A 20,443-nucleotide genomic window follows, 5' to 3' on the forward strand; every position below is an offset into this window, starting at 1 on the left:
TCTTACAAGTCGTCAGGCGCGCCCATCCGGTAGCCGACTTGGCGCTCGGTAAAGATGTAGGTCGGACTGGACGCTTTGTCGCCCAGCTTTTTGCGGAGCTTCTTGACGAAGGCGCGCACCGGACGAAAATCGCCGGAATTGAGCCGGCCCCAGACTTGGCGCAACAGGGCCTCGTACGTCGTGACCCGTCCAGCATTGACGGAGAGGACGCGGAGCAGTTCGTATTCGGTAGCCGTCAACTGTACTGGACGGTCGGCGAGGGTCACACGGCGTTCCGCGTAGTGGACGGCCAGGTCTCCCACCCGGAAGGGTGTGGCCGGCTCATGGCTCCGCCGCAGCACCGCCCCGACTCTCGCGGCAAGTTCCGTCGGCGAAAAGGGTTTGACGATGTAGTCGGCAGCCCCGACCTCCAAGGCCCTCGCGATGGTTTCATCCCTTCCGTAGCCGGAGATGAAGATGACCGGCAGCTCGGCCATCTCGGGATGGCGCTCCATCAGTTCTATTCCATCGGTCCCGGGAAGCATCAGGTCAAGCAGCACCAGCCGCGGTTTCTTGATTCTGATCAGCTCGGACACCTCCTGAGGATCACCCGTCAGGAGCGGGGTGTAGCCGGCCGTTGCCAGCGCGTCCCGGACGTGATGGAGCGTGTGCGGGTCGTCGTCGACCACCAGGATGGGCGTTCGCTTCGGCTCTTCCCGATGCGGCCGGATCGTGCTGTGGACTTCGCTGGCCGTCGCGGCGACGTCTTCTACTTCAGCCACCGGAATCGTAAAAGTGAACACGGCGCCCATTCCGGGACCGCCGCTTTCGGCTCGGATTCGCCCCCCGTGAGCCTCTACCAGACCCTTGCAGATGGCCAAGCCGAGACCGGAACCCGCGATCCCCCGATCACCGCCGTCGACGCGTGCGTATTTCCGGAACAGGTGCGGCAGCAGTTCCGGCGGCACCCCTCGGCCCTTGTCCGATACCGAGATCGACACGTAAACGTCGTCTCTCACGGCGGAGATCCCGATGGGAGAAGATTCGGGAGAATTCCGGGAAGAGTTGGACAGGAGGTTGTTCAATACCTGGACAATGCGCCTGTTGTCGGCCATCACCGGGGGCAGGTCCGGGGGCAGGTCGATTTGAATAATGTGTCTGCCGCCGCCGCTCAGGAACGTCTTCCGAGCCTGTTCCACCAAAGTGGCCACCGCCGTGTTTTCGAGAGTGACCGACAGGGTGCCCGTCTCGATGCGTCCCGCGTCAAGAAGATCGCTGATCAGGCCGCGCATGTGGTCGGCCTGTTCGTCGATGATGCGGAAGAATTGGAGCATCTCTGCCGGATCCAAAGCCGGCGCAGCGCCCAGCACGGAGGCGGTCGAGCCCTTGATGGAGGTCAGCGGAGTCCGTAGTTCGTGGCTCACCAGGCCCAGGAACTCGACCCTCAAACGTTCCAACTCTTCCAGCGGCGCCAAGTCCTGCAGGGTGACGACCGTGGATACGACTTCGCCGTCTTCCGAACGGATCGGCGTGAGGTTGACCAAGGTCGTGACGCTTCGTCCGTCGGGGACCTCGAGAACAATCTCCTCGGCACGCACGGTTTCGCCGCGGCTCAGCGCCTCGGAGAGGGGGAGTTCCGAGAAGGCGAACTCCTGGCCGTCGGCGCGCCGCAGGGTGATGACCTCCGGTAGCTGCTCCAAGGACCGGCCCGGCATGCGCAGCTTCTCGACGATCCGCTTCAACTCCCGGTTAAACGACACCACACTGCCGGTTTTGGCGTCGAAGACTGCGACGCCCACCGGCGAGGTGTCGATCAGGGCTTCCAGGTCGGCCCGGGCCCGCTGCTCCTCCCGGTGCTTGCGGGCGTTGGCGATGGCCGTCGCTGCCTGTGCAGCGAACATCACGAGAATCTCCTCGTCCTCGCTCGTGAAATCCTGTCCGCCTTCCTTCTCGCCCAGAAAGAAGTTCCCGACATAGATTCCCCGATAACGCATGGGCGTTCCCTGGAAGGCCTTCGACAGAATCTGGGGTGGACAGTAGCCCAGGAGCGACTCGACGTAGGCGGGCAGGTCTCGAATTCTCAGCGCCCCCGGAAGGTCCCGGAAGTGTGCGAAGAGCCGGGGACCGTCGGCCCAGTTCGCCATTCCTTGCTTCTCTTCGGGAGTGATGCCGGAAGTCACGAATTCCTGAATCTGTCCCGAACCGTCGATGGTCACGATGGCGCCAAAGCGAGAACGGGTCAGGGAGCGGGCGCTTTCAACGACCCCGCGCAACACCCTGTTTTCGTTGTTCAGCTCTTCGAGGCTTTTCATCGGCCCATCCTCGCCGGCCTGAAGAGCAGGGCGTTATTCGATGCTGCCAGGTGTGCGCTCGATGACGGAACCGGATACGGGGAACGCCGAACTTGTCCGGTTTCCATGATCGTGCCTTCAATATTGTTCACGAAGAAGTCATCTTACCAGGACAAATAATCACGCTGAAATCACATACTGAGTCTATAATCTACCATAGCATTCATTGAGGGATTTAATGTGATGCTCATTGCCGGATCGTCAAGTCGACTCCGTCACGTGAAGGAGCCGACACTGCCTCTAAGCCAACTCGTCCTGCGCCGGACGAAGAGTCCATTGGAGTTGTATTTCGGAAACTCCGACCGGTGGTTTCACAAAGGCACAGGTGTGCCGACTTCGGGAGGCCCCCGGAGATCCGTGGAAGTTGCCGGGTCAGTTCCTGCATGCTATCCCTGGGAAAGAGCCGCACGCCGGCCTGGAGTCTTCTGATACAGCGCGAACATCCAATCGCCGCGTAACGGGCGGCATGCTTGTCGCGGATGCCGGCGATGGCCGGCATCCGCAGCCAATGGCCGTCCGGGTTGGTTGTTTACAATATGTAGCATTCTCCCTCCCATTCGTGCTACCGTCCTCGGCAATGGTCGTCCGCTCCTGCGTCGCCGCCTTCCAATTACCCGTCTGAACTCAATTCGGACCGGGGCGCATCGCCTCCTCAAATCGCGGCCGCCGACCACGCGGCCAAATCCGTCATCCTGCATTCCGGGAAGGAAGAACCCATGCCACGCATTTGCTTTGCCATGCACGAAATCCGCCGCTCGCTGATCGCCGCAGTGCTGATTCTTCCTCTGTCCGCCTGCGCCAAGCCCAGCTATATCAAGAACGCCTCCGGCACCCAGTTGGAGGGATTGCTGTCCGCGCAACAGAACGTCTCCGACTACCAGGCCCACGTGGATGAATTATTCGCTTCCGCTGTGGAGTTGCGGCGGGAAGCCCGGGTTTTGAAGCGCACCGTCGAGACGGTCAAGGCCAATCATGACCCCGATCCCCTGGAGGCTTCCGCCGCCATCGCGGTGAGGATCGCGCAAATTCAGGCTCAGGAAGCGCGCCGGCCGGGCCCGTTGCGGAAACTGCGGCCGAAACACGAAGAGCAGATGGACATCCTCGGCAGCCTTCTGGACATGCTGTACCGCAGCCAGTCTCTGATCCACGAGTACATCATGACCGACATTGGTCCCGGCGCCGATCGGATGACCGAGATCGGCTCCGGTCTGGAACGCCTCCTGAAGCGTCAGGACGGGGGGACTCCACAATGACCCGCACACGGACTCTCTTCGCCCTGTTCCTCGTTTTGCTGTTCCCCGCCGCCACCCCCGCCAAGGACGCTCCCGCCGGAATCGTCCGGTTGTCCGAGAAGATCACCGGTGCGCTGGACCGGATCGAAAAGAAACTGCGGCAAGACAAACAAGCCTGGCAGGAAGCCATGGAGTTCTATTACGGCGCCGTCGAATCGGAACTGGCTCAAGCCCGGCTGAAGCGACGGGAATTCCGCCATGCAGAGCTCGCCCTGCGACTCCGGACGTCGTGGGCGAAGGAGCCGTTCCGGACGGCGGTTCTCATGCGTCTCGCCGAGATCGATCTGGCGGCCGACGAAGTCTCCGCGGCCCGGTTGCGCCGGCTCCGGGAGATCGACGGTCAACGCCGGTCCGGGCTCGACCGGCTGATCTCGCTGGTCAGCCGGTTGAGGATCGGGCAGGTGGAGCTGACCCGGTACCTGTCCGACACGTCGCTGTCCAATCGGGTCGGCGAGATCGACCTCTCCCGCGTCGCCCTGGCCGTGGCCGAGGCGCGGCGCCTCCGCCGGTCTCCTTCGGTCGGGCAGGAACAGGCAGCGGCCGGAATCGAGGAAGAGCGGGACCGCCTGGAGGAAGCCGTGAAGGGATTCCGGGAGTTTCTGGATGTGCTGGACCGCGTGATCGAACGGGTTCCGGACGAGGAGTAGGGAATGGATCTGAACATGGGAAATCTGATGGGAATCGCCAAGGACACCCGTTCTCTGCTGCAGGAGGTCGTGGGTCTGCGGGACCAGGGAGACGACGCCGGGACGGCTGGATTGGAGAGCGCCGCCTTGGCTGCCATCGAGCGGGTCAGGGACGCGGTCGGCAGCGCCGGCGCCGCCGGGTCCGCCGAGAGCGGGGAGGTCAAGAGAGTCCTGCTGCAGGAGCGAAGGGTCATCGACGACCGGCTCCTCTACGACACCGAACTCGATGCGCGCGGATACTCGGATCTCCTGGAGCAGAAGGGAAACATCGACGCGAAGCTGTTCACGCTGTCTGTCGGCGCCGTGCTCACGTGGGACCGGTTGTTCACCGCGGACGAACTGGACGGCCTCCGCGCCGGCGTCGACGCCGCGGCGCAGGAGGTTCGGGAACAGAAGGAACTGGCCGGTGTGGTGAACGGCGTCTTCAAGGCGTTTTCCATCAGCCTGAAGATCACCGCCAGGATCGCGGGGCTCCCGGGGGTCGTGTGACCCGCAGCGGGGTGCCGCGGGAGAAAGAGCCCTGAGCGATTCCATGAAAACATCCATTTTCACAGCTTTGGAGGACGGGATGAGTAACGCAAAAAAGTTCATGTCGGATGGCGACGGCAATCCATCCTCAATGCGCCTGATGTCCATGTTGGCGTTGATCGTGGCGGCCGTGCTCGCGTGCGTCGAGGTGTTCGGCTGGGGGTCGGGCAGCGGCAAGACCGAGCTGGTCCTGTATTTCCTGGTCGCCGCATTCGCCCCGAAAGCCGTACAGAAATTCGCCGAGTAGGCCCATGAGTCAGGAGGGGCGACGTTCCTGTCCCCCTCCTTCCGCGTTGCCGCTTTTCGCCGCCGAATTTTGGCGGCTGCAATGCTGCTGCTCACCGCGGGGACGAACCCTCCGCCCCGATCGGTCCCCGCGCCCGCGACCTGGTTCTTCCCCCAACCTGTCCCGCCTGATCGTCCCGCCTGAAATCGAGAGCAAGCCCGGTTTCTGGAAGTTGACCGCGGCTTCGACGAACCATAGGCTGATTTCCACAGATCGGCGGGTTCCGGTTATTGTTCATTTGTGGTTCTCCGGAAGGGAGTCGAAGCTCTTGAAATCTCTAGCCAAATGGATCGGTTGGATAGCGGTGACCGTCGTCGGCTCCGGTATGGGCGACGCCCGCGGCCAGTCCCCCTTCTACCTGCGGGTGGGCGCCGAAGCGGGCCAGGTCACGGTGGAACACACCAAGAAGGTGACCATCGGGGGCGGGTCCAGTTCCAGCACGTCGTCCTCAGCGGGCGCCGCGTTGGCGGGCAGCATGGCGTTCGGAGCGCGCCTCGGCCTGCCCGGAAACTGGCTGGTGGGCGGCGAGCTCGAGGCGGACGTCTCCAGCCGGCGGATGCTGGAAGGCACCATCTCGCCGACCCGGAGCGGTAACGTTCACGACGTCTGGCCCGGACGTTGGGACTACAGCGACCTGGGGGGAGCGGGCGGAAACATCATCCTGGGCCGAAGAGCCGCCGCCGGACTCGCGGACATCTATGTCCTGGCCGGGATCCGCCGAAACTGGACCGAGTTCGCGAGCGGAGCGACGAATCCCGCGACCGGAGTGGCCGGTGAGGACCGGGAACGGCTGGGAAGAAGGCCGTGGTCCATCGGCGCGGGAACCACGCTGCGCCTCAAGTGGCCGGTCGATTTCCGAGTCCGCTACATCCGTTCGATCACCGACTGGGTGGTCGCCGACGAGTCGGTGCGGCTCGACTACCGGTATGCCACGAACGGAGTGCTGGTCTCCGTCGGGATTCATGTGTTCGGGTGAAACGCTGGATTCAAGTGCTTGTGTAGGCTCGGAACAAGCCGGCGGTCAGCAGGATTCCCGCAGGAAGCCGGTCGTACGATCGGCACCGTGCGTAGATCACGTGGAGCCCGAGTCGGCATTCCATAGGCCTCACTGCTGACCCTTGTCAATACCCACAACAACCTTCGATGGAGTGTGATTGTGGTATGAAGCTGAAGACGTCAGTCACACTCGCACAGGATGTTTTGGCCGCCATCGAAGCGGTGACTCGTGAAGGTGAAAGCCGATCTCAAGCGATCGAGAGGCTGCTCCGCGACAGCTTCGCCGAGAGAGAACGAGCCGCGATGGACGAGCGCGACCGCGAGATCATCAATATGCATGCCGATGAACTCAACGAAGAAGCGGTCGATGTTCTTGGCTATCAGGTGGAAACTTGAGGCGTGGCGACCTTTACCGGGTCGCCAAACCGACCACGAGCGACCCGAAGCGCTTTCGCGTGTTCGTTACCTCCCAGGAGGTCTTGGCCTCTGGGCGCGAAACGGACGGAAGTCGACTTTGCAGCCGTGGTTGGACAAAAAGGAGAGGAACTTCTTGTAGTCCTCCTTGGGCAATCCGAGGTAGTGCACCAGACGCTGGTAGCTCCCACCGCAGGCCTCCAAGCCGAGGGAGACGATCTGGCGAACGTCGTCCCGGGTGAGATCGCGGCGAAGATAGACGTCCCGGACGTCGTCCCAGAAGTCGGCGTGGCCGTCCACGATGCGCTCGACGAGATTGGCGAGCATCTCGGCCCTCGAGGATTCCTTCTTCGATCGCGCGAGCCGTGAAGAAACCTCGGGCAGGTCAATGGCCTCATCGCAAAGGTGATAGGCGCTCTCCAGGATGTTTTCCAGCTCCCGGACGTTTCCGGGATAGTCATACCGGGTCAAGTGGAGCCGAACTCTTGCGGAAAGGGTCTTCCTGGTGCCCCAGCGCCGGTTGAAGGAGTCCAGGAAGAACTGGGCCAAGTGGGGGATGTCCGTCGGACGCTCCCGGAGCGGGGGAATCTCCAGGTAGTACACGTTCAGCCGGTGATAGAGGTCTTCCCGAAACAAGCCCTTTTCGATCAGGTCCTCCAGAGGCTGGTTGGTGGCCGCCACGATCCTCACATCCACGGCTCTCTCCCTCGTCTCGCCCACGCGCCGCACCTTCCGCTCCTGAAGCACTCTGAGCAACCGAACCTGTAGGTCCAGCGACAGGGCGCCGATTTCGTCCAGAAACAACGTTCCGCCCGACGCGGCCTCGAAGAGTCCGGGTTTGTCCCGCACGGCGCCGGTGAAACTCCCCTGCCGGTGTCCGAAGAATTCGCTTTCGATGAGCTCCTTGGGGAGCGCACCGCAGTTGACCGGCGTCATGGGGCCGTCGGAACGGCGACTGTAGTCATGTAGAGCCTGGGCGACCAGTTCCTTGCCCGTTCCGGTCTCGCCAAAGATCAGGACGGTGGCGTCGGAGCGCGCCGCCCGTTGGATGTGACCGAACAAGGTCTTCATGGAATCATGCTCTCCAATGATTGACCTGGAATCTTTCAGGGTGAGCGCGGCCGGGGCGTCGAGCCGCTCTGCAGGGCGTTCGGTCCGGATCGGCAACTGCCATTCCAGGAGCTTGATGATGCAAGCCAGGAGGTCCAGATCCTCTTCGGACATACCCTGAGGGGGTGGCTCCAGATGGAGCAGAGCCAACGGCTCTCCATCTCCGTAGAATCGCACCGCCACGGATCCGTCCTTGCCGTGGACCTGCTCCAGCGATCTGTCGAACGCGGCATCTTCGTTCATTTTGAGGAGGTGGTGGCGTCCGCTACTGACGCAGGCGCCGCAATGGGCGAAAAGACGGAATCGCCTGGAACTGTGCTCCCGGCCGAACAGATTCGCCCCCAAACCCGGGACCCCCTTGGCGACACATTTCAGGGCCGCCTCGGCGATCTCCGCCAGTCCGCCTCGTTCCCCCATGGAGGAGACCAGTTCGTGCAGATGGCCCAGATGCCTGGGCGCGGGATACTTGGAAATCCGGCGGAAAGCCCGGTCGCGTTCGGTCTCGATAGGTGCGATGAAGCGTTCGGAGAATGAGCTTTGCAAATCGGCCGAGAGGTGCATGGCCCTCTGTTTCAAGATCCGCAAGGATCGAGAGTAGGTTCGGAAGCCCTGCTTGAGATCACCGCTCGCAACCTCGGCATTGGCCCGAACCCGGTACAACTCGGACTCCAGTCCGGGCCGATCCATATGCTTTGCCAGTTGAAGCGCCCGAAGCGAGAGGACTCGGGCGCGGTCAGGCGAGTTGTCCGCCAGCAGATGTCTCGCCTTCAGGAGATGCGCCGTTGCGAGCAGAGGCAAATAGGAATGCTCCGTCGAAAGCTCCGTGGCCTTTCGAATGCAGCTCTCGGCACCGGAGGATCGGCCCAGCGCCAGGAGAGTCTCCGCAAGGCTCAGGAGCCCCTTCACTTGATGGTACGGCAGGTGCGGCGCGAGGGTCTCCATCGCCTCGGAAGCGGTATGGCATGCTCGCTCATACTCCGCCAGATCGTGGTGAATCCTGCTCCTCAAAAGAAGAAGGCGTCCCTTTTCGCGACCCGCACCCTTCGCCTCGAGACGCATCATCGTCTCTCGCGCCCGGTCCGGGCGGCCCAGCAGAACCCAGGTCCAACTCGACGCCAAAGTGGCGTCGACCCAGGATGGGAACAGGGCGAGATCGGCACTCCCCGCCAACGCCTCGGCGCCGACGCTGACCGCGGTCTCCAGATCCAACAGATGGTTCAGGTTTTTCGTCAGTTCGATTTGGAGTTCGACCTCAGTATGCCGGTTCTGATTCAAGCCCCGGTTCCGGGCGATCAAATCCCTCAATCGCCGCGCCGCATGTCTGTGGTGACCCAGCTTTCGGCTGTGGATCGCCAGCGCTTTCTGCGCCAGAATCACCACTTCGGGATTGCCGTATTCGCTGGCCAGAGACAGGCTGTATCGGGCTGAGTTTCGGGCTGCTTTGAATTGGCCGCGATCGGAATAGAGGACGGAAAGGTCCGCGATTCTCCTGCCCAGGCTGATCGATCGATGTCGTCGGATCGCTGATCGAACGGACGCCAGTTGCCAATGGGTGGCTTGGTCCAGGTCCCCGTCGGCCCACGCGAGGGAGGCGAAGGCGGGATGATACTTCTCCGCCAGTGCCTTGTTCTTCCGGCTCTGAGCCAGCATTTGAGCGGCCACCGGCCCGGCCTCCTGATGCTTTCCCATCCGGCTCATGGCGTCGAGCCACTTTGCCTGGAGTTCTCCTTTCAAGAATTCGGTGGGAGAATGTTCCAGGATGCCGAGAGCTTCCTGAAGAGCCTCCATTCCCCGCTTCATGCTCCCGACGTGGATGTGGATCTGGGCGACCATTGAGAGGAGATACACTCGATCATCCGGCTGAGATGGTCCGGAATCGAGTTGCTTCAAGCAGAAGTCCCGGCACTCCTTCAGGCTCCCGCCCACGTACATGATCTCAGCCGATTTCTTGACGCGGTCCCGGCTGCCCATGGGCAGCGCTCCCAGGCGCCGGGCGAGACGAAGCAGTCCGGACGCGTCCGCGTATGCACGTCGCTCGCACAACCGGAGCAGGGCTGCCCAGATGTATTGCCTCACCTTTCCGATTTCGTGTGCGCCTATGTAGTGGCGAACGAGGTCTTGTAAAACGAGAGCGTCATTCGACCTCTGGAACCGCCTCTCGAGGACACTGCCGATCCGTTTGTGAATCTGTCGGCATTTGGACGGAGAGGCCCCGACTCGTCGGACGATGGTCCGAGCGGTCCAATTGTGAGCCACCGTGAAGACGGGAGCATGGAGGCGTCCCGAGACGCAAGCCAGATTGAGGCGTTCCAGGGCGTGAATCTCCTCCGAGAGGGATTCGCCCGAGGTCTGAAGAATGCGTGCAAGTCCGGCTGCTGAAATCGGTTTGCCGATGAGGGCCAGATGATCCAGGATTTCTCTTTGCTCCGGCGTGAGCCGATTCAGATGGCCGGTGATCTTCCTGGATGCGCCCGCCGGCAGGAATGAACTCCTGGTTCCCAACGGTGCAGACCTCCACCGGCCCGAACGGAACGCCAATTGTCCCGTCTCGCGCATATGGCGGAGAGATTCACGAATATAGAGCGGAATGCCGGTGCTTTCCCGAAGTATCGTAGGGACAGCGGCTGGGTCGGGACCTCCAAGCAACGATTCGACGAGGCGCTCCGACTCGAGGAGATGGAGGCGCGCCAGCCGGACCTCGTCCAATTGTCCGAACCGTTCCAACTCCAGTTTCAACGTCTTCCAGTGTCCGGGCCGTTCATCGGTACGGTAGTTGGCAACGAAGAGAATGGAAATGGGGTCGTTTCGAAGCGCTCGTCGATAGAGTTCCAGGGAGACCTCATCCATCCACTGCAGGTCGTTGATGCAAAAGACGACTGGAGCGAGGGACGACGCTTTCCTAAGAAACGAGAGTAGGCAATGGGTGAGTTGCGTCGTGTTTCCCGCCTCCCTCCACGCGTCGGTGAACCGCCAGCGCTGGCCAGGTTCGGAATCCGACTGGAATGCGTCCAGCGCTCCGTCTCCCGGATGATGGCTCACTGAGAACGTTGTGGCTCGCCGGAGCCGCGCCGCCGTTTCGACCCGTTCCATCAGGGCCGTTTTTCCGATTCCGCTGTGACCGGCGATAGAGACCAATCGAGGTTTCGGATTCCGGATGTGGATATCCAGGATTTCACGGAGCGTCGTGGACTCATCTTCCCGGCCGACAAGCGCAGTTCGGAATGGAGGGGTGGGAGGGGCGGACAAGCGATCGCCGGCCTGTAGCGCAGCACTCACATGGTTGGCGGAAGAGGGTCGAAACTCCCGGTCCTTCTGAATCAAATCCAGAATCAATTGTTCCACCTTGGCCGGGATGTCGGGATTCAGATTCCGGGGGCGGACCGGGTAGGAGAGGATCTGTTTCTGGCGCAGGGTCCCGGAGTCCGTCCCCATATAGGGAGCGTGGCCGGTAAACAGACGGTAAAGAACCATCCCCAACGAGTAAAGGTCGCTTTCCTTCGATGTGGTGCGGCCGCTGATCCACTCCGGTGAGGCATACCGAATGGCTTGGGTCCGCCAGGATTTTCCGGCCGGCCGCTGCTTGGGAGCCGGCAGGTTGAGAAGCAGATCCCCAGACTTCCCCACGAAGAGATGGGAAGGCCTCAGGTAGCCGCAGAGGAAATTCCTGTGGTGAAGAAAGGACAGCAACTCTGCGAGTTGCACGGAAAACTTGATGGCTTGGCAGGGCGCCAGGTGTCCTCCCTTCTTGTCAATGAGTTTCCGGGCCAGGAAGTCGCAGACGAACCCGGGGCGTTTCCCTCGAAATGCGATGTCTTGGACCGGATGGAGCCATGGATGGTCGAGCGCCGTACGAATGTCGTACAAGCGCTCCACATCGCGGAGGCCGGTTCGGGAGGTCATCTTTCCCGGCAGCAGGCTCAGAACTTTAGAACGGGCGGTATCCCATTCGTCAACGGCCAAGTAGACTCGCAAGTCCGGGCCGGGTTCCAATGGGCGCAGAATTCGGTACCGTGAAGACATTGGGGCACTCCTTCGATCTGCACTGGTACAGAGGATTTCCCGAGACTCCGGCCAGGCGACTTCTCGAAAGAGAACAGTCCGGTTGTTGGACAACCGAGGTTCAGACCAAGGATTGATCTGCTATGACTTGTGCGGGCTTCCGGGTAAGAGAGGGCCTGGACCGACTTCGCCGAGCCATTGACTCCAGACCTCCAATTCCGTGAATCTTCGCGGGCAATTGCTCATTCGAGCCACGGCGGTAGTTAACGCCACCGGTGGGGGAAAATCAAGTTCGGTCCGGACCGGGGCGTGTCAGATTGGAAAAGATCCGTGTCGGCGACAGGCATCAGCGTCATCATTCCCACCCACAATCGCCGGGAAACACTGGTGCGGGCGGTGGAATCGGTCCAGGCCCAGACCTTCCGCGACTGGGATCTTCTCATCGTCGATGACGGTTCCCACGATGGCACGGACCGGGAGTGGTCCAACCCCGGCGATCCGCGAATCCGGTACCTGCGGACCGAACACCGGGGCGTCAGCGCCGCCCGCAACCTGGGAATTCAGCAGGCGAGATTCCCCTGGATCGCGTTCCTCGACAGTGATGACACGTGGCTTCCCAAGAAGCTGGAGGCACAGCTCACGGCCCTGGAGTCTCACCCGGGCTATTTGGCCGTGCATTCCGACGAGATCTGGATTCGCCGCGGCCGCCGGGTGAATCCGAAGAAGATCCACCGCAAGTACGGAGGCTGGGTCTACCGCTACTCTCTTCCCCGCTGCGTCATCAGCCCCAGCTCCATCCTCATCGCGCGAGAACTCCTGGACCGCTGCGGAATGTTCGACGAAGATTTCCCCGTTTGCGAGGACTATGAACTCTGGCTGCGCATGTTCGCCCGCCATCCCATCTGCTTCGTGGACCGGCCCCTGCTGGTCAAGACCGGCGGCCACGCCGACCAGCTCTCCAGGAGTACGTGGGGACTGGACCGTTTCCGGGTCCGGGCCATGGTGAAGACCGTGGAGAGCGGAGTCCTCAGCCTGCAGCAGGAGGCCTGGACTGCGGCCGAGATCGCCCGCAAGTCGGATATCCTGGCGGGAGGGTCCGAGAAACGGGGCCGAACCGAAACGGGTCGCTACTATCGTAGGCTTGGCGAATTCTGGAGCGAGCGGCACCGGAAGCGAATCCGGCGGTTGAGCTTCTGACCGGACTTATTCGTTCTTTTTTCCCTTGGCCTTTTCCCGCTCTTCCTGCTCTTTCTGGAACCGCCGCTGCTCCCGTTCCAGGGCCCGCTGCTTCCACTTGTCCATGGGGTCGTACGGGGCGTAGTAACCCACGCGATGCCGCACCCGGACGTCGTCCGCCTTCACTTCGATCTCGATCTTCCGGAAGGTGCCGTCCTTCTTCCTGTTGGTGGGGACGTAGGTCAGGTTGTACTGGCTCCGCAGCTCCGTGTCGATGGTCTTGAAGGCGTCCGCAAGGTTGTTGCTGGAATGGGGGAAGAAGACGGTTCCGCCGGTGCTCTCCGTCAGTTTTTCCAGGGCGTCGTCGCCTCTGGCGTCCTCACCCGCGCCGAACCGGGTGGTGCTGATGGCGTAGATGGTGGATTCGGCCAGGTAGGCCATCCGGAGCGTCTCGTCGAAGCTGTGGGTGCTGGTCAGGTCCGACCCGTCCGAGAGAACCAGGATTGTCTTGCGGCCGTACTCCTGCAGCATCTTCTGCTCCGAGATCAGGTAGATGGCGTCGTAAAGGGAAGTGCCTCCTCCCGCCCTCAGGTTGTCGATCTCGGCCAGCAACGCGTTGGGGTTGGAGGTGAAGTCGTGCAGCAGCGTCACACCCGTGTCGAACTCCACGAGCAGCGCCTTGTCGGTGGGCCGCATCACGTCAAAGAGGAAATCGGTGGCCACCTCCTTCTCGAAACCCAGCTTGAGCCGGACGCTGGCGCTGGCGTCCACGCAGATGGCGATGGTCAGCGGCAGGTTGGTCTGGGGGGCGAAGTTGGTAATCCGCTGGTGGCGTCCGTCCTCTTTCACGATGAAGTGCTGCGGCGAGAGGTTGGTGACGAACCGGCCCGTCTTCTTGTCATGGACCGCAACCAGGACGTTCACCGCCTCCACCTCCACCCGGAACGGTTCCAGCGGATCTTCTGCGGCGGCGGTGTCCGACTGGGCCGGGAGGCCGGTCGTCAGGAACAGGACGATCAACAGCCTGATAATGAGGTTTTCTGAGGACATGAGCCACCTCATTATTCCAAAACCGCCAGAACCGCTTCAAGCTCCGGCGGAAGGGGACTCTCGAAGCGCACCCGCCGGGCCGTGGCGGGATGGACGAAGGCCAGGGAGGCCGCGTGGAGGAAGTGCCGACCCAGCCTCGCCATCTCCGAGTCGCGGATCGATTCGGGCAGTCGACGAAGCCGGCGGCTGCCGTAGGTGCCGTCTCCCACCACCGGGTGCCCCAGGTGGGTCAGGTGAACCCGGATCTGGTGGGTCCGTCCCGTATGGGGCGCGACCGACAGATAGGTGAAGCCAGGATGCCGCGAGAGCACCCGGTAGCGGGTCAGGGCGGAGCGCGGCTTGCGGGTCCGGGTCGAGATCCGGGTTCGGGACCGGGGATGCCGCCCAAGCGGCGCGTCGATCTCGCCGCGGTCCTTCTCCACCGCGCCGTAAACCAGCGCCAGGTACCGCTTCCGGACCTCCCGCCGGGCGAACTGGCCGGAGAGATGATCGTGCGCCCGCTCCGTCTTTGCCACCACCAGGAGTCCCGAGGTCCCTTTGTCCAGCCGGTGCACGATTCCCGGCCTGACGGTCTCCTCCCGGCTCAACTTCTCCAGATGGTAGGCCAGGGCGTTGGCCAGGGTCCCGCTCCAGTTGCCGGCTCCCGGATGCACCACCTGTCCCGCCGGTTTGTCCACCACCAGCAGGAAGGAGTCCTCGTAGAGCACGTTCAGGGGAATCGGTTCGGGCGTCAGGCCGGTGGGCTGCGGCGGGGGCGGGTCCACGCGGATCTCGTCTCCCGGGCGCAGCAGGTAGCTGGGCTTGCGGCGCCGGCCCAGCACCAGGACCCGGTTCTCTTCCACCCACCGCCGGATGCGGCTCCGGCTGAACCGGGAGAGCCGGCGGCTCAAATAGGCGTCCAGGCGCCGGCCCGCGTCGCCGGAGCTCACCCTGAGGCGGATGGTTCCGGTCCCGGTTCCTTCCGGTTCAGACACGGCGGGCCCGAACCGGGTTGCGTCTCATGTGGCGGTAGAGCAGCAGGGCGCAGGGAACCAGCAGCAGGCTGATGAACTGGGAGGTGGAAAGCGCCCCTCCGAAGACGAACCCCCGGTCGGCGTCGCCCCGGAAGAACTCGATGCCGAAGCGCAGGATCGAGTAGCAGAAGAGGTAGGCGGCGAAGACTTGTCCCTTGAAGCGCCTCGCCCCGTGCAGCCAGAGCAGGACGAGAAACAGCGTGAAGGTGGCCAGCGACTCGTAGAGCTGGGTCGGGTGGAGCGCCACATTGATGGGCACGCCCACGACGCGATGGGCATACTCGCTGGTGAAAGTGACCGCCCAGGGAAGCGAGCAGGGCTGTCCGTAGTCGCATCCGGCCGCGAAACAGCCCAGGCGGCCGATGGTCTGCCCCAGGGCGATGGCCGGCCCCGCGGCGTCGGCCACCGTCCGGAAATCCATGGACGGTTGCCGGCGGACATAGAGATAGCTGGCGGCCATGGCGCCCAGCAGTCCCCCGTAGTAGACGCCGCCGGCCTGCCAGAACCCCAGGGTGAAGAACCTTGAGGGGTCCTGCTTCAGATAGGTTTCCCAGTCGGTCAAGATCATCAGCAGCTTGGCGCCGACGATGGCCGAGAGGATGATGATGAATCCCAGGTCCCAGCTCCGCTGCCGCGGCACTCCGTCGCGGGCGCCCAGCCGGGCGAAGAGAAAGATGGCCGACAGGCAGGCGGCCGCCAGCAGCGCCCCATAGGTGTGAAGGGTCAGGGGGCCGATTTCCAACAGCTTGGGAAACATGGTGGTCGAAGAGTCTATGTGGCGCCCGGCATACCGTTGAGGTCAGGATGGAGCATTGGGTGGGGCGCTTTCTTGTTGCCTGTTTCTATTTTCCCATTTTGCCATGTTGCATTGGGAGTGCGGCGGCAGGAAAGCCGCCGCTCCAGGTCGCCGCTCCCGTTCGGCGGCAGGAAAGCCGCCGCACCCACTACTTCTTGTCCCGCTTGGCTTCCTCGATCACCTTCTCGGCGCAGTGCGGCGGGACGATGTCGTAATGGGACGTCTCCATGTGAAAGCTGCCCCGGCCTCCCGTCATGGAGGTCAGCGTCGGCGCATAGTTGAGCATCTCGGCCAGCGGCACCTCGGCCTGGACCACCTGCATGCCCGTCTTGATGTCCATGCCCTGGATCCGTCCCCGCCGGGAGTTCAGGTCGCCCATGATGTCGCCCGAGTTCTCCTCCGGCACATAGACCTCCACCTTCATGATGGGCTCCAACAGCACCGGCCGGGCCTGTTCCATGCCTTTCCGGAAGGCCAGCGATCCGGCGATCTTGAAGGCCATTTCCGAGGAGTCCACTTCGTGGTAGCTGCCGTCGTAGAGTGTCACCTTGAAGTCCACCACCGGGTACCCGGCCACGTACCCCCTCGCCGCCGACTCCACAACTCCCTTTTCCACGGCGGGGATGAACTGCCTGGGGATGGATCCGCCGAAGATCTCGTTTTCGAATTCGAATCCGGTCCCTCGGGGAAGCCCTTCCATCCGGATCTTGCAGTCTCCGAACTGTCCGTGTCCTCCGGTCTGTTTCTTATGCCGCCCGTGGACGTCGGCGTTCCCCGTAATGGTCTCGCGGTAGGGCACCTTGGGCGGTTTCAGAATGACGTTGACGCCGTACTTGCGCTCCAGCTTGGCCACCGTCACCTCAACGTGCAGCTGCCCGGTGCCCGAGAGCAGAAACTCCTTGGTCTGTGCTTCGCGGCGAAACGAGATGGAGGGGTCTTCCTCGATCACCCGGGCGATGGCGTTGCCGATCTTGTCTTCGTCGCCCCGCGACTTGGGCTCCACGGCGAAGCTGATGGCGGCTTCGGGAAACTCCACCTTGCGGACGATGTTGGGCGCCGTGGGTACCGAGAGGGTGTCGCCCGTGGCCGTATGTTTCAGCTTCATCACGGCGCCCAGGTCTCCCGGCCGGAGCTCCGGGACAGGTTCGTAGGTCTTTCCCTGGGGGATGTGGACCGAGCCCAGGCGTTCGTTGGACCCGGCGGTCCGGTTGCGCAGGTTCGAGTCCGACTTGATGGTGCCGGTGATCGCCTTCACCAGATTGATCCGCCCGGCGAAGGGATCGGCCAGGGTCTTGAAGACGTAGGCGGTAACCGGGCCGTCCGCGGAAATGGAGAGTTCCGCCTCCTCCTCCGATCCTGCCGTCAGGCCCGGTACGGGAGTCCTTTCCAAGGGATTGGGGAAAAGCTCCACCATGGCGTCCATAAGTTGCTTGACCCCTGCATTCTTTCCCGCCGACATGCAGAAGGCGGGGACGATGGACCGGTCGACAAAGAAACTCCGCAACCCCTGAACCAGCTCGCTCTGGGTCAGCGTGCCCTCCTCGAAGTACTTCTCCATCAGGTCGTCGTCGCTCTCGGCCACCATCTCGATCAGCTCTTCACGGCGCTGCTCGGCTTCCCCCTGAAGCTCGTCCGGAATGGCCGCTTCCTGGAAATCCCCGCTCCCGTCCGTTTCGTAGACGTAGGCCTTCTCGCCGATCAGGTCGATGATTCCCCGGAAGGACGCCTCCTCACCCAGGGGAATCTGCACCGGCACCACCGTCCGGCCGAAGGACTTGTGGACCGACTCCAGGCTCCTTTCGAAGCTGGCCCGGTCCCGGTCCAACTTGTTGAAGACCACTGCGCGGGCCAGACGATGCTCTTCGGCGAACTCCCATGCCTTTTCCGACTGCACTTCGACTCCCGCCGTGGAATCGACCACCAGCAGGGCCGAGTCGGCCCCCATCAGGGAGGACTTGGCGTCCAGGATGAAAGCCGGATAGCCCGGCGTGTCGATGATGTTGATCTTGGTGGATTTCCACTCGCAGTGGGCCACGACCGAGTTAATGGTGATCTGCCGGGCAATCTCGTCCTCGTCGTAGTCGGTGACCGTGTTTCCGTCGTCCACCCGACCCAGGCGGTTCACTGCCCCGGCCGAGTAGAGCATGGCGCTGGCCAGAGTGGTCTTGCCGGAGTCCCCATGTCCGATCAGGGCGATGTTGCGGATCTCCCTGCTGTCGTAGACGTTCATGAACGGCTCCTTTCTGGGGTATAGTACGAAATTGAGCAATGTAGGATAGCAGTCCGTGGCGAAAGTCGCCACGGAGTTCGGCCGGCGCCGCGCTCCGTTGGTTCCTCCGTTGCACCAGCCGGGCGTTCGCACCGGTTCTCTCGACACCATGCCCAAGGGACTCTTCATCCGGCTTCTGATTCTGCTGGCGGTCGCCGTCGGTTGCGGCCAGGGAGCCGGTGTCGACGGGCTTCAGGTGCTCCGTCACACCCGGGAAATCGTCCGTCACGGTCCTCATCCTCCCGGATCGGAGGCCCAACGGAAGGCGGGCGAGTACATTGCCGGACAGTTGGGAGCCCTGGGCCTTCAGGTGGACACCCAAACCTTCCGGTCGGTCACGCCCCGGGGGCGTCTGCGGATGACCAACGTCCGGGGCATCCTCCCCGGCCGCGATGAACGGATCCTGATTCTGGCCAGCCACTACGACAGCAAGTTCTACGACACCTTCGAGTTCGTGGGGGCCAACGACGGCGGGTCCAGCAGCGGCCTGGTCCTGGAACTGGCCCGGTTGCTGGTCGAGAATAACCCCACCGGCCTGACCTTCTGGTTCGTCTTCTTCGACGGGGAGGAGGCAGTGGGGGAAACCTGGACTTCCGCCGACAGCCTTTACGGAAGCCGGGAGTTCGTGAAGCGGGAGAAGGCCCGGGGGAACCTGCGCAAGGTCGGCGCCATGATCCTGCTGGACCTGGTGGGAGGGAAAGACCTTCGGCTCTTCCGGGAAGGATATTCCACTCCGTGGCTGAACGAGATCATCTGGAACCAGGCCTCCCACCTGGGCCACGAGAGAATCTTCCGGCCCTCGGGACGCGGCTCTCACATCGAAGACGATCACCTCCCCTTCCTCCGAGCGGGAGTCCCCGCCGTGGACCTCATCGACCTCAGCTACGCCCACTGGCACAAGCCTTCGGACACGCTCGACAAGCTCTCGGCGCCCAACCTGGAGGTGGTCGGCGAGGTGGTCCTGGCCAGCCTCCCCGAGATCGCCCGGCGGGTGAAGCGGAAGTGATGTCCGGACTGATCTTCGTCGCCCTCATTTTTCATCTACGACGTGCACGGGAACGTGTGGGAGTGGGTGCAGGACTGTTGGAACGGGAGTTATCGGGGAGCGCCGGCGGACGGAACGGCGTGGGAGCGCGGGGACTGTTCCCTGCGCGTCATGCGCGGCGGCTCCCTGGTCAGCGACCCTGGGTCCCTGCGTTCCGCGTACCGCCTCGGGTACACCACCGGGGGAACCTTCGGCATCGGCATCCGGTTGGCCCGGGCCATTTCTCCTTGAATCCTTGGGCCAATTCCCCAGGATCGACATCCCGGCGGGCCGGACTGCGATTCGATCCGTTCAGCTCTGGTCCAGTTGCCAAAGCGGGAAGTAGAAGGGGAACAGCGGCGTTTCGATCCTGGTGGACTCTTCGCCGCGGACCGGGTGGGGACCGAAAACCAGCGACGTCAGCTCCCGCCGCGTCAGTTCGTAGTGCCGCTCCAGCCGATCCTGTCCCAGGAGCAGGCCTTCCTTGGTGGAGCGGAAGCTGATCTGCTCGGCCGCGTCGGTCACCCCGATGGAGAAATCCTCCCCCCCGGACCCCGTCCGCCGCTCCAGCCAGGGGCGGATCTTGTGCAGGAACGCCGTGGGGCAGTTGATGCGGATCATCATGGACTTGGTGGTCAACTGCCGTCGTCGGGGAAGTGTCCGCTCCAGCAGTTGCCCTGCGGTCGACCCGGTCAGGGGGTCGTAGGATTGGATTTGTGAGCCATCCGGAAACCGGCGGAGGGCGTGCGCATAAAGGGTCTCCACGGCCTCCCTGCTGCCCCCCGCTTCAATGAGTCCCGGCTTGTTGCCCGCGCCGGAGACGATCAGGTAGCCGGTGGCGGCTCCGTCCTCCACGGCTACGAGAGTGCGCATCAGCGGGAGCCGCAGGAGCGCTTTCCACTCGGACCGTGATCTCCGCACGCCGTATCCTTCGGCTTCGTGCATGGCTCGGATCCGGTCCAGATGGGTCCCGGAAGACGGGTCATAACGCACGATTTGCTCGGCGTGTTCGCGGAAACGGCCGCCGTCCTCGCCGGTGCAGGTGTAAATCCATTCCTGATAGCGGACCGGTTCGAAGGCGCCGTGTTCGTAAAAGGGAAAGGTGGCGATCCGGGTCCAGAGAACCGAGAGGTCGCACTCCATCTCCTCCATGCTCGCGAGGCAGCTCCTGAGACAGGCGAGTCCGTACCCCCGGTGGCGATGCTCCGGATCGGTTGCCGTCGGCGAAATGATCCCGATGTTGAACGAGACGTCTTCCACGTCGACGGTTCGAAGCAGGAAGGGCACGACGCTCACGGTGCGGCCGTCCACTTTGATGACCCGGATGTTGCGATGGTTGCTTTCCTGGTAGACCAGGGGGTAGTCGGTGAGCATGGTCTGGTCCATGCCCTGGCGCATGGCGTCGTCGACCAATCCGATGACCTCGGGAAGCTCTCGCTGCGTACACTCTTGGACTCTCGGCATTTCGTCATCC

General features: G+C 62.9%; 16 protein-coding genes. 9 read left to right on the forward strand and 7 right to left on the reverse strand.

Annotated features, from left to right (window positions below):
- Positions 1–2: 2 nt before the first annotated feature.
- Positions 3–2,291 carry an ATP-binding protein gene (locus tag OXT71_16785; protein MDE2928052.1) on the reverse strand — a complete coding sequence of 763 codons (2,289 nt, stop codon included), beginning with the start codon at positions 2,289–2,291 and terminating at the stop codon, positions 3–5.
- Positions 2,292–3,046: 755 nt separating this feature from the next.
- Between OXT71_16785 and OXT71_16790 the strand changes: the two genes are divergently transcribed.
- From OXT71_16790 to OXT71_16815, 6 genes are all read left to right on the forward strand, one after another.
- Positions 3,047–3,583: a hypothetical protein gene (locus OXT71_16790; protein MDE2928053.1), complete on the forward strand. Its 537-nt coding sequence runs from the start codon at positions 3,047–3,049 to the stop codon at positions 3,581–3,583.
- A complete protein-coding gene (locus OXT71_16795) occupies positions 3,580–4,269 on the forward strand; it encodes a hypothetical protein (GenBank protein ID MDE2928054.1) in 690 nt (229 codons plus the stop codon). The genes OXT71_16790 and OXT71_16795 overlap by 4 nt, the downstream gene beginning before the upstream one ends.
- Positions 4,270–4,272: 3 nt before the next feature.
- Positions 4,273–4,797: a hypothetical protein gene (locus OXT71_16800; protein ID MDE2928055.1), complete on the forward strand. Its 525-nt coding sequence runs from the start codon at positions 4,273–4,275 to the stop codon at positions 4,795–4,797.
- Between the two features lie 79 nt (positions 4,798–4,876).
- Entirely contained in the window at positions 4,877–5,083 is a 207-nt protein-coding gene (locus tag OXT71_16805; protein ID MDE2928056.1) for a hypothetical protein, read from the forward strand.
- A 307-nt stretch (positions 5,084–5,390) separates the two neighbouring features.
- The gene (locus OXT71_16810; GenBank protein ID MDE2928057.1) at positions 5,391–6,098 is read left to right on the forward strand and encodes a hypothetical protein; all 708 of its coding nucleotides are present in this window, start codon (positions 5,391–5,393) and stop codon (positions 6,096–6,098) included.
- Positions 6,099–6,283: 185 nt separating this feature from the next.
- Positions 6,284–6,514 carry a hypothetical protein gene (locus OXT71_16815; GenBank protein ID MDE2928058.1) on the forward strand — a complete coding sequence of 77 codons (231 nt, stop codon included), beginning with the start codon at positions 6,284–6,286 and terminating at the stop codon, positions 6,512–6,514.
- Positions 6,515–6,580: 66 nt separating this feature from the next.
- Here OXT71_16815 and OXT71_16820 read toward each other — a convergent pair whose 3' ends face one another.
- Positions 6,581–11,662: a sigma 54-interacting transcriptional regulator gene (locus OXT71_16820; protein ID MDE2928059.1), complete on the reverse strand. Its 5,082-nt coding sequence runs from the start codon at positions 11,660–11,662 to the stop codon at positions 6,581–6,583.
- A gap of 309 nt (positions 11,663–11,971) precedes the next feature.
- Here OXT71_16820 and OXT71_16825 point away from each other — a divergent pair, with 309 nt between their 5' ends.
- Positions 11,972–12,838: a glycosyltransferase gene (locus tag OXT71_16825; GenBank protein MDE2928060.1), complete on the forward strand. Its 867-nt coding sequence runs from the start codon at positions 11,972–11,974 to the stop codon at positions 12,836–12,838.
- Between the two features lie 6 nt (positions 12,839–12,844).
- Here the strand turns inward: OXT71_16825 and OXT71_16830 are convergent, their stop codons facing one another.
- The 4 genes from OXT71_16830 to fusA form a co-directional block, all read right to left on the reverse strand.
- Positions 12,845–13,867 (reverse strand): VWA domain-containing protein, encoded by a 1,023-nt coding sequence (locus OXT71_16830; GenBank protein MDE2928061.1) that lies wholly within the window; start codon positions 13,865–13,867, stop codon positions 12,845–12,847.
- Positions 13,868–13,878: 11 nt separating this feature from the next.
- A complete protein-coding gene (locus tag OXT71_16835; protein MDE2928062.1) occupies positions 13,879–14,841 on the reverse strand; it encodes an RluA family pseudouridine synthase in 963 nt (320 codons plus the stop codon).
- Positions 14,834–15,637, reverse strand: a complete 804-nt coding sequence (lgt, locus tag OXT71_16840) for a prolipoprotein diacylglyceryl transferase (GenBank protein ID MDE2928063.1) — start codon at positions 15,635–15,637, stop codon at positions 14,834–14,836. The genes OXT71_16835 and lgt overlap by 8 nt, the downstream gene beginning before the upstream one ends.
- A gap of 187 nt (positions 15,638–15,824) precedes the next feature.
- A complete protein-coding gene (fusA, locus tag OXT71_16845; GenBank protein ID MDE2928064.1) occupies positions 15,825–17,906 on the reverse strand; it encodes an elongation factor G in 2,082 nt (693 codons plus the stop codon).
- A gap of 55 nt (positions 17,907–17,961) precedes the next feature.
- Here fusA and OXT71_16850 point away from each other — a divergent pair, with 55 nt between their 5' ends.
- Positions 17,962–18,951 carry a M28 family peptidase gene (locus OXT71_16850; GenBank protein ID MDE2928065.1) on the forward strand — a complete coding sequence of 330 codons (990 nt, stop codon included), beginning with the start codon at positions 17,962–17,964 and terminating at the stop codon, positions 18,949–18,951.
- A gap of 42 nt (positions 18,952–18,993) precedes the next feature.
- The gene (locus tag OXT71_16855) at positions 18,994–19,221 is read left to right on the forward strand and encodes an SUMF1/EgtB/PvdO family nonheme iron enzyme (GenBank protein MDE2928066.1); all 228 of its coding nucleotides are present in this window, start codon (positions 18,994–18,996) and stop codon (positions 19,219–19,221) included.
- Positions 19,222–19,281: 60 nt separating this feature from the next.
- On the opposite strand, the gene OXT71_16860 is transcribed toward OXT71_16855, so the two are convergent.
- Positions 19,282–20,433, reverse strand: a complete 1,152-nt coding sequence (locus OXT71_16860; protein MDE2928067.1) for a GNAT family N-acetyltransferase — start codon at positions 20,431–20,433, stop codon at positions 19,282–19,284.
- Positions 20,434–20,443 lie beyond the last annotated feature (10 nt).

The organism is Acidobacteriota bacterium, assembly GCA_028874215.1.
Lineage (GTDB): Bacteria > Acidobacteriota > UBA6911 > RPQK01 > JAJDTT01 > JAJDTT01.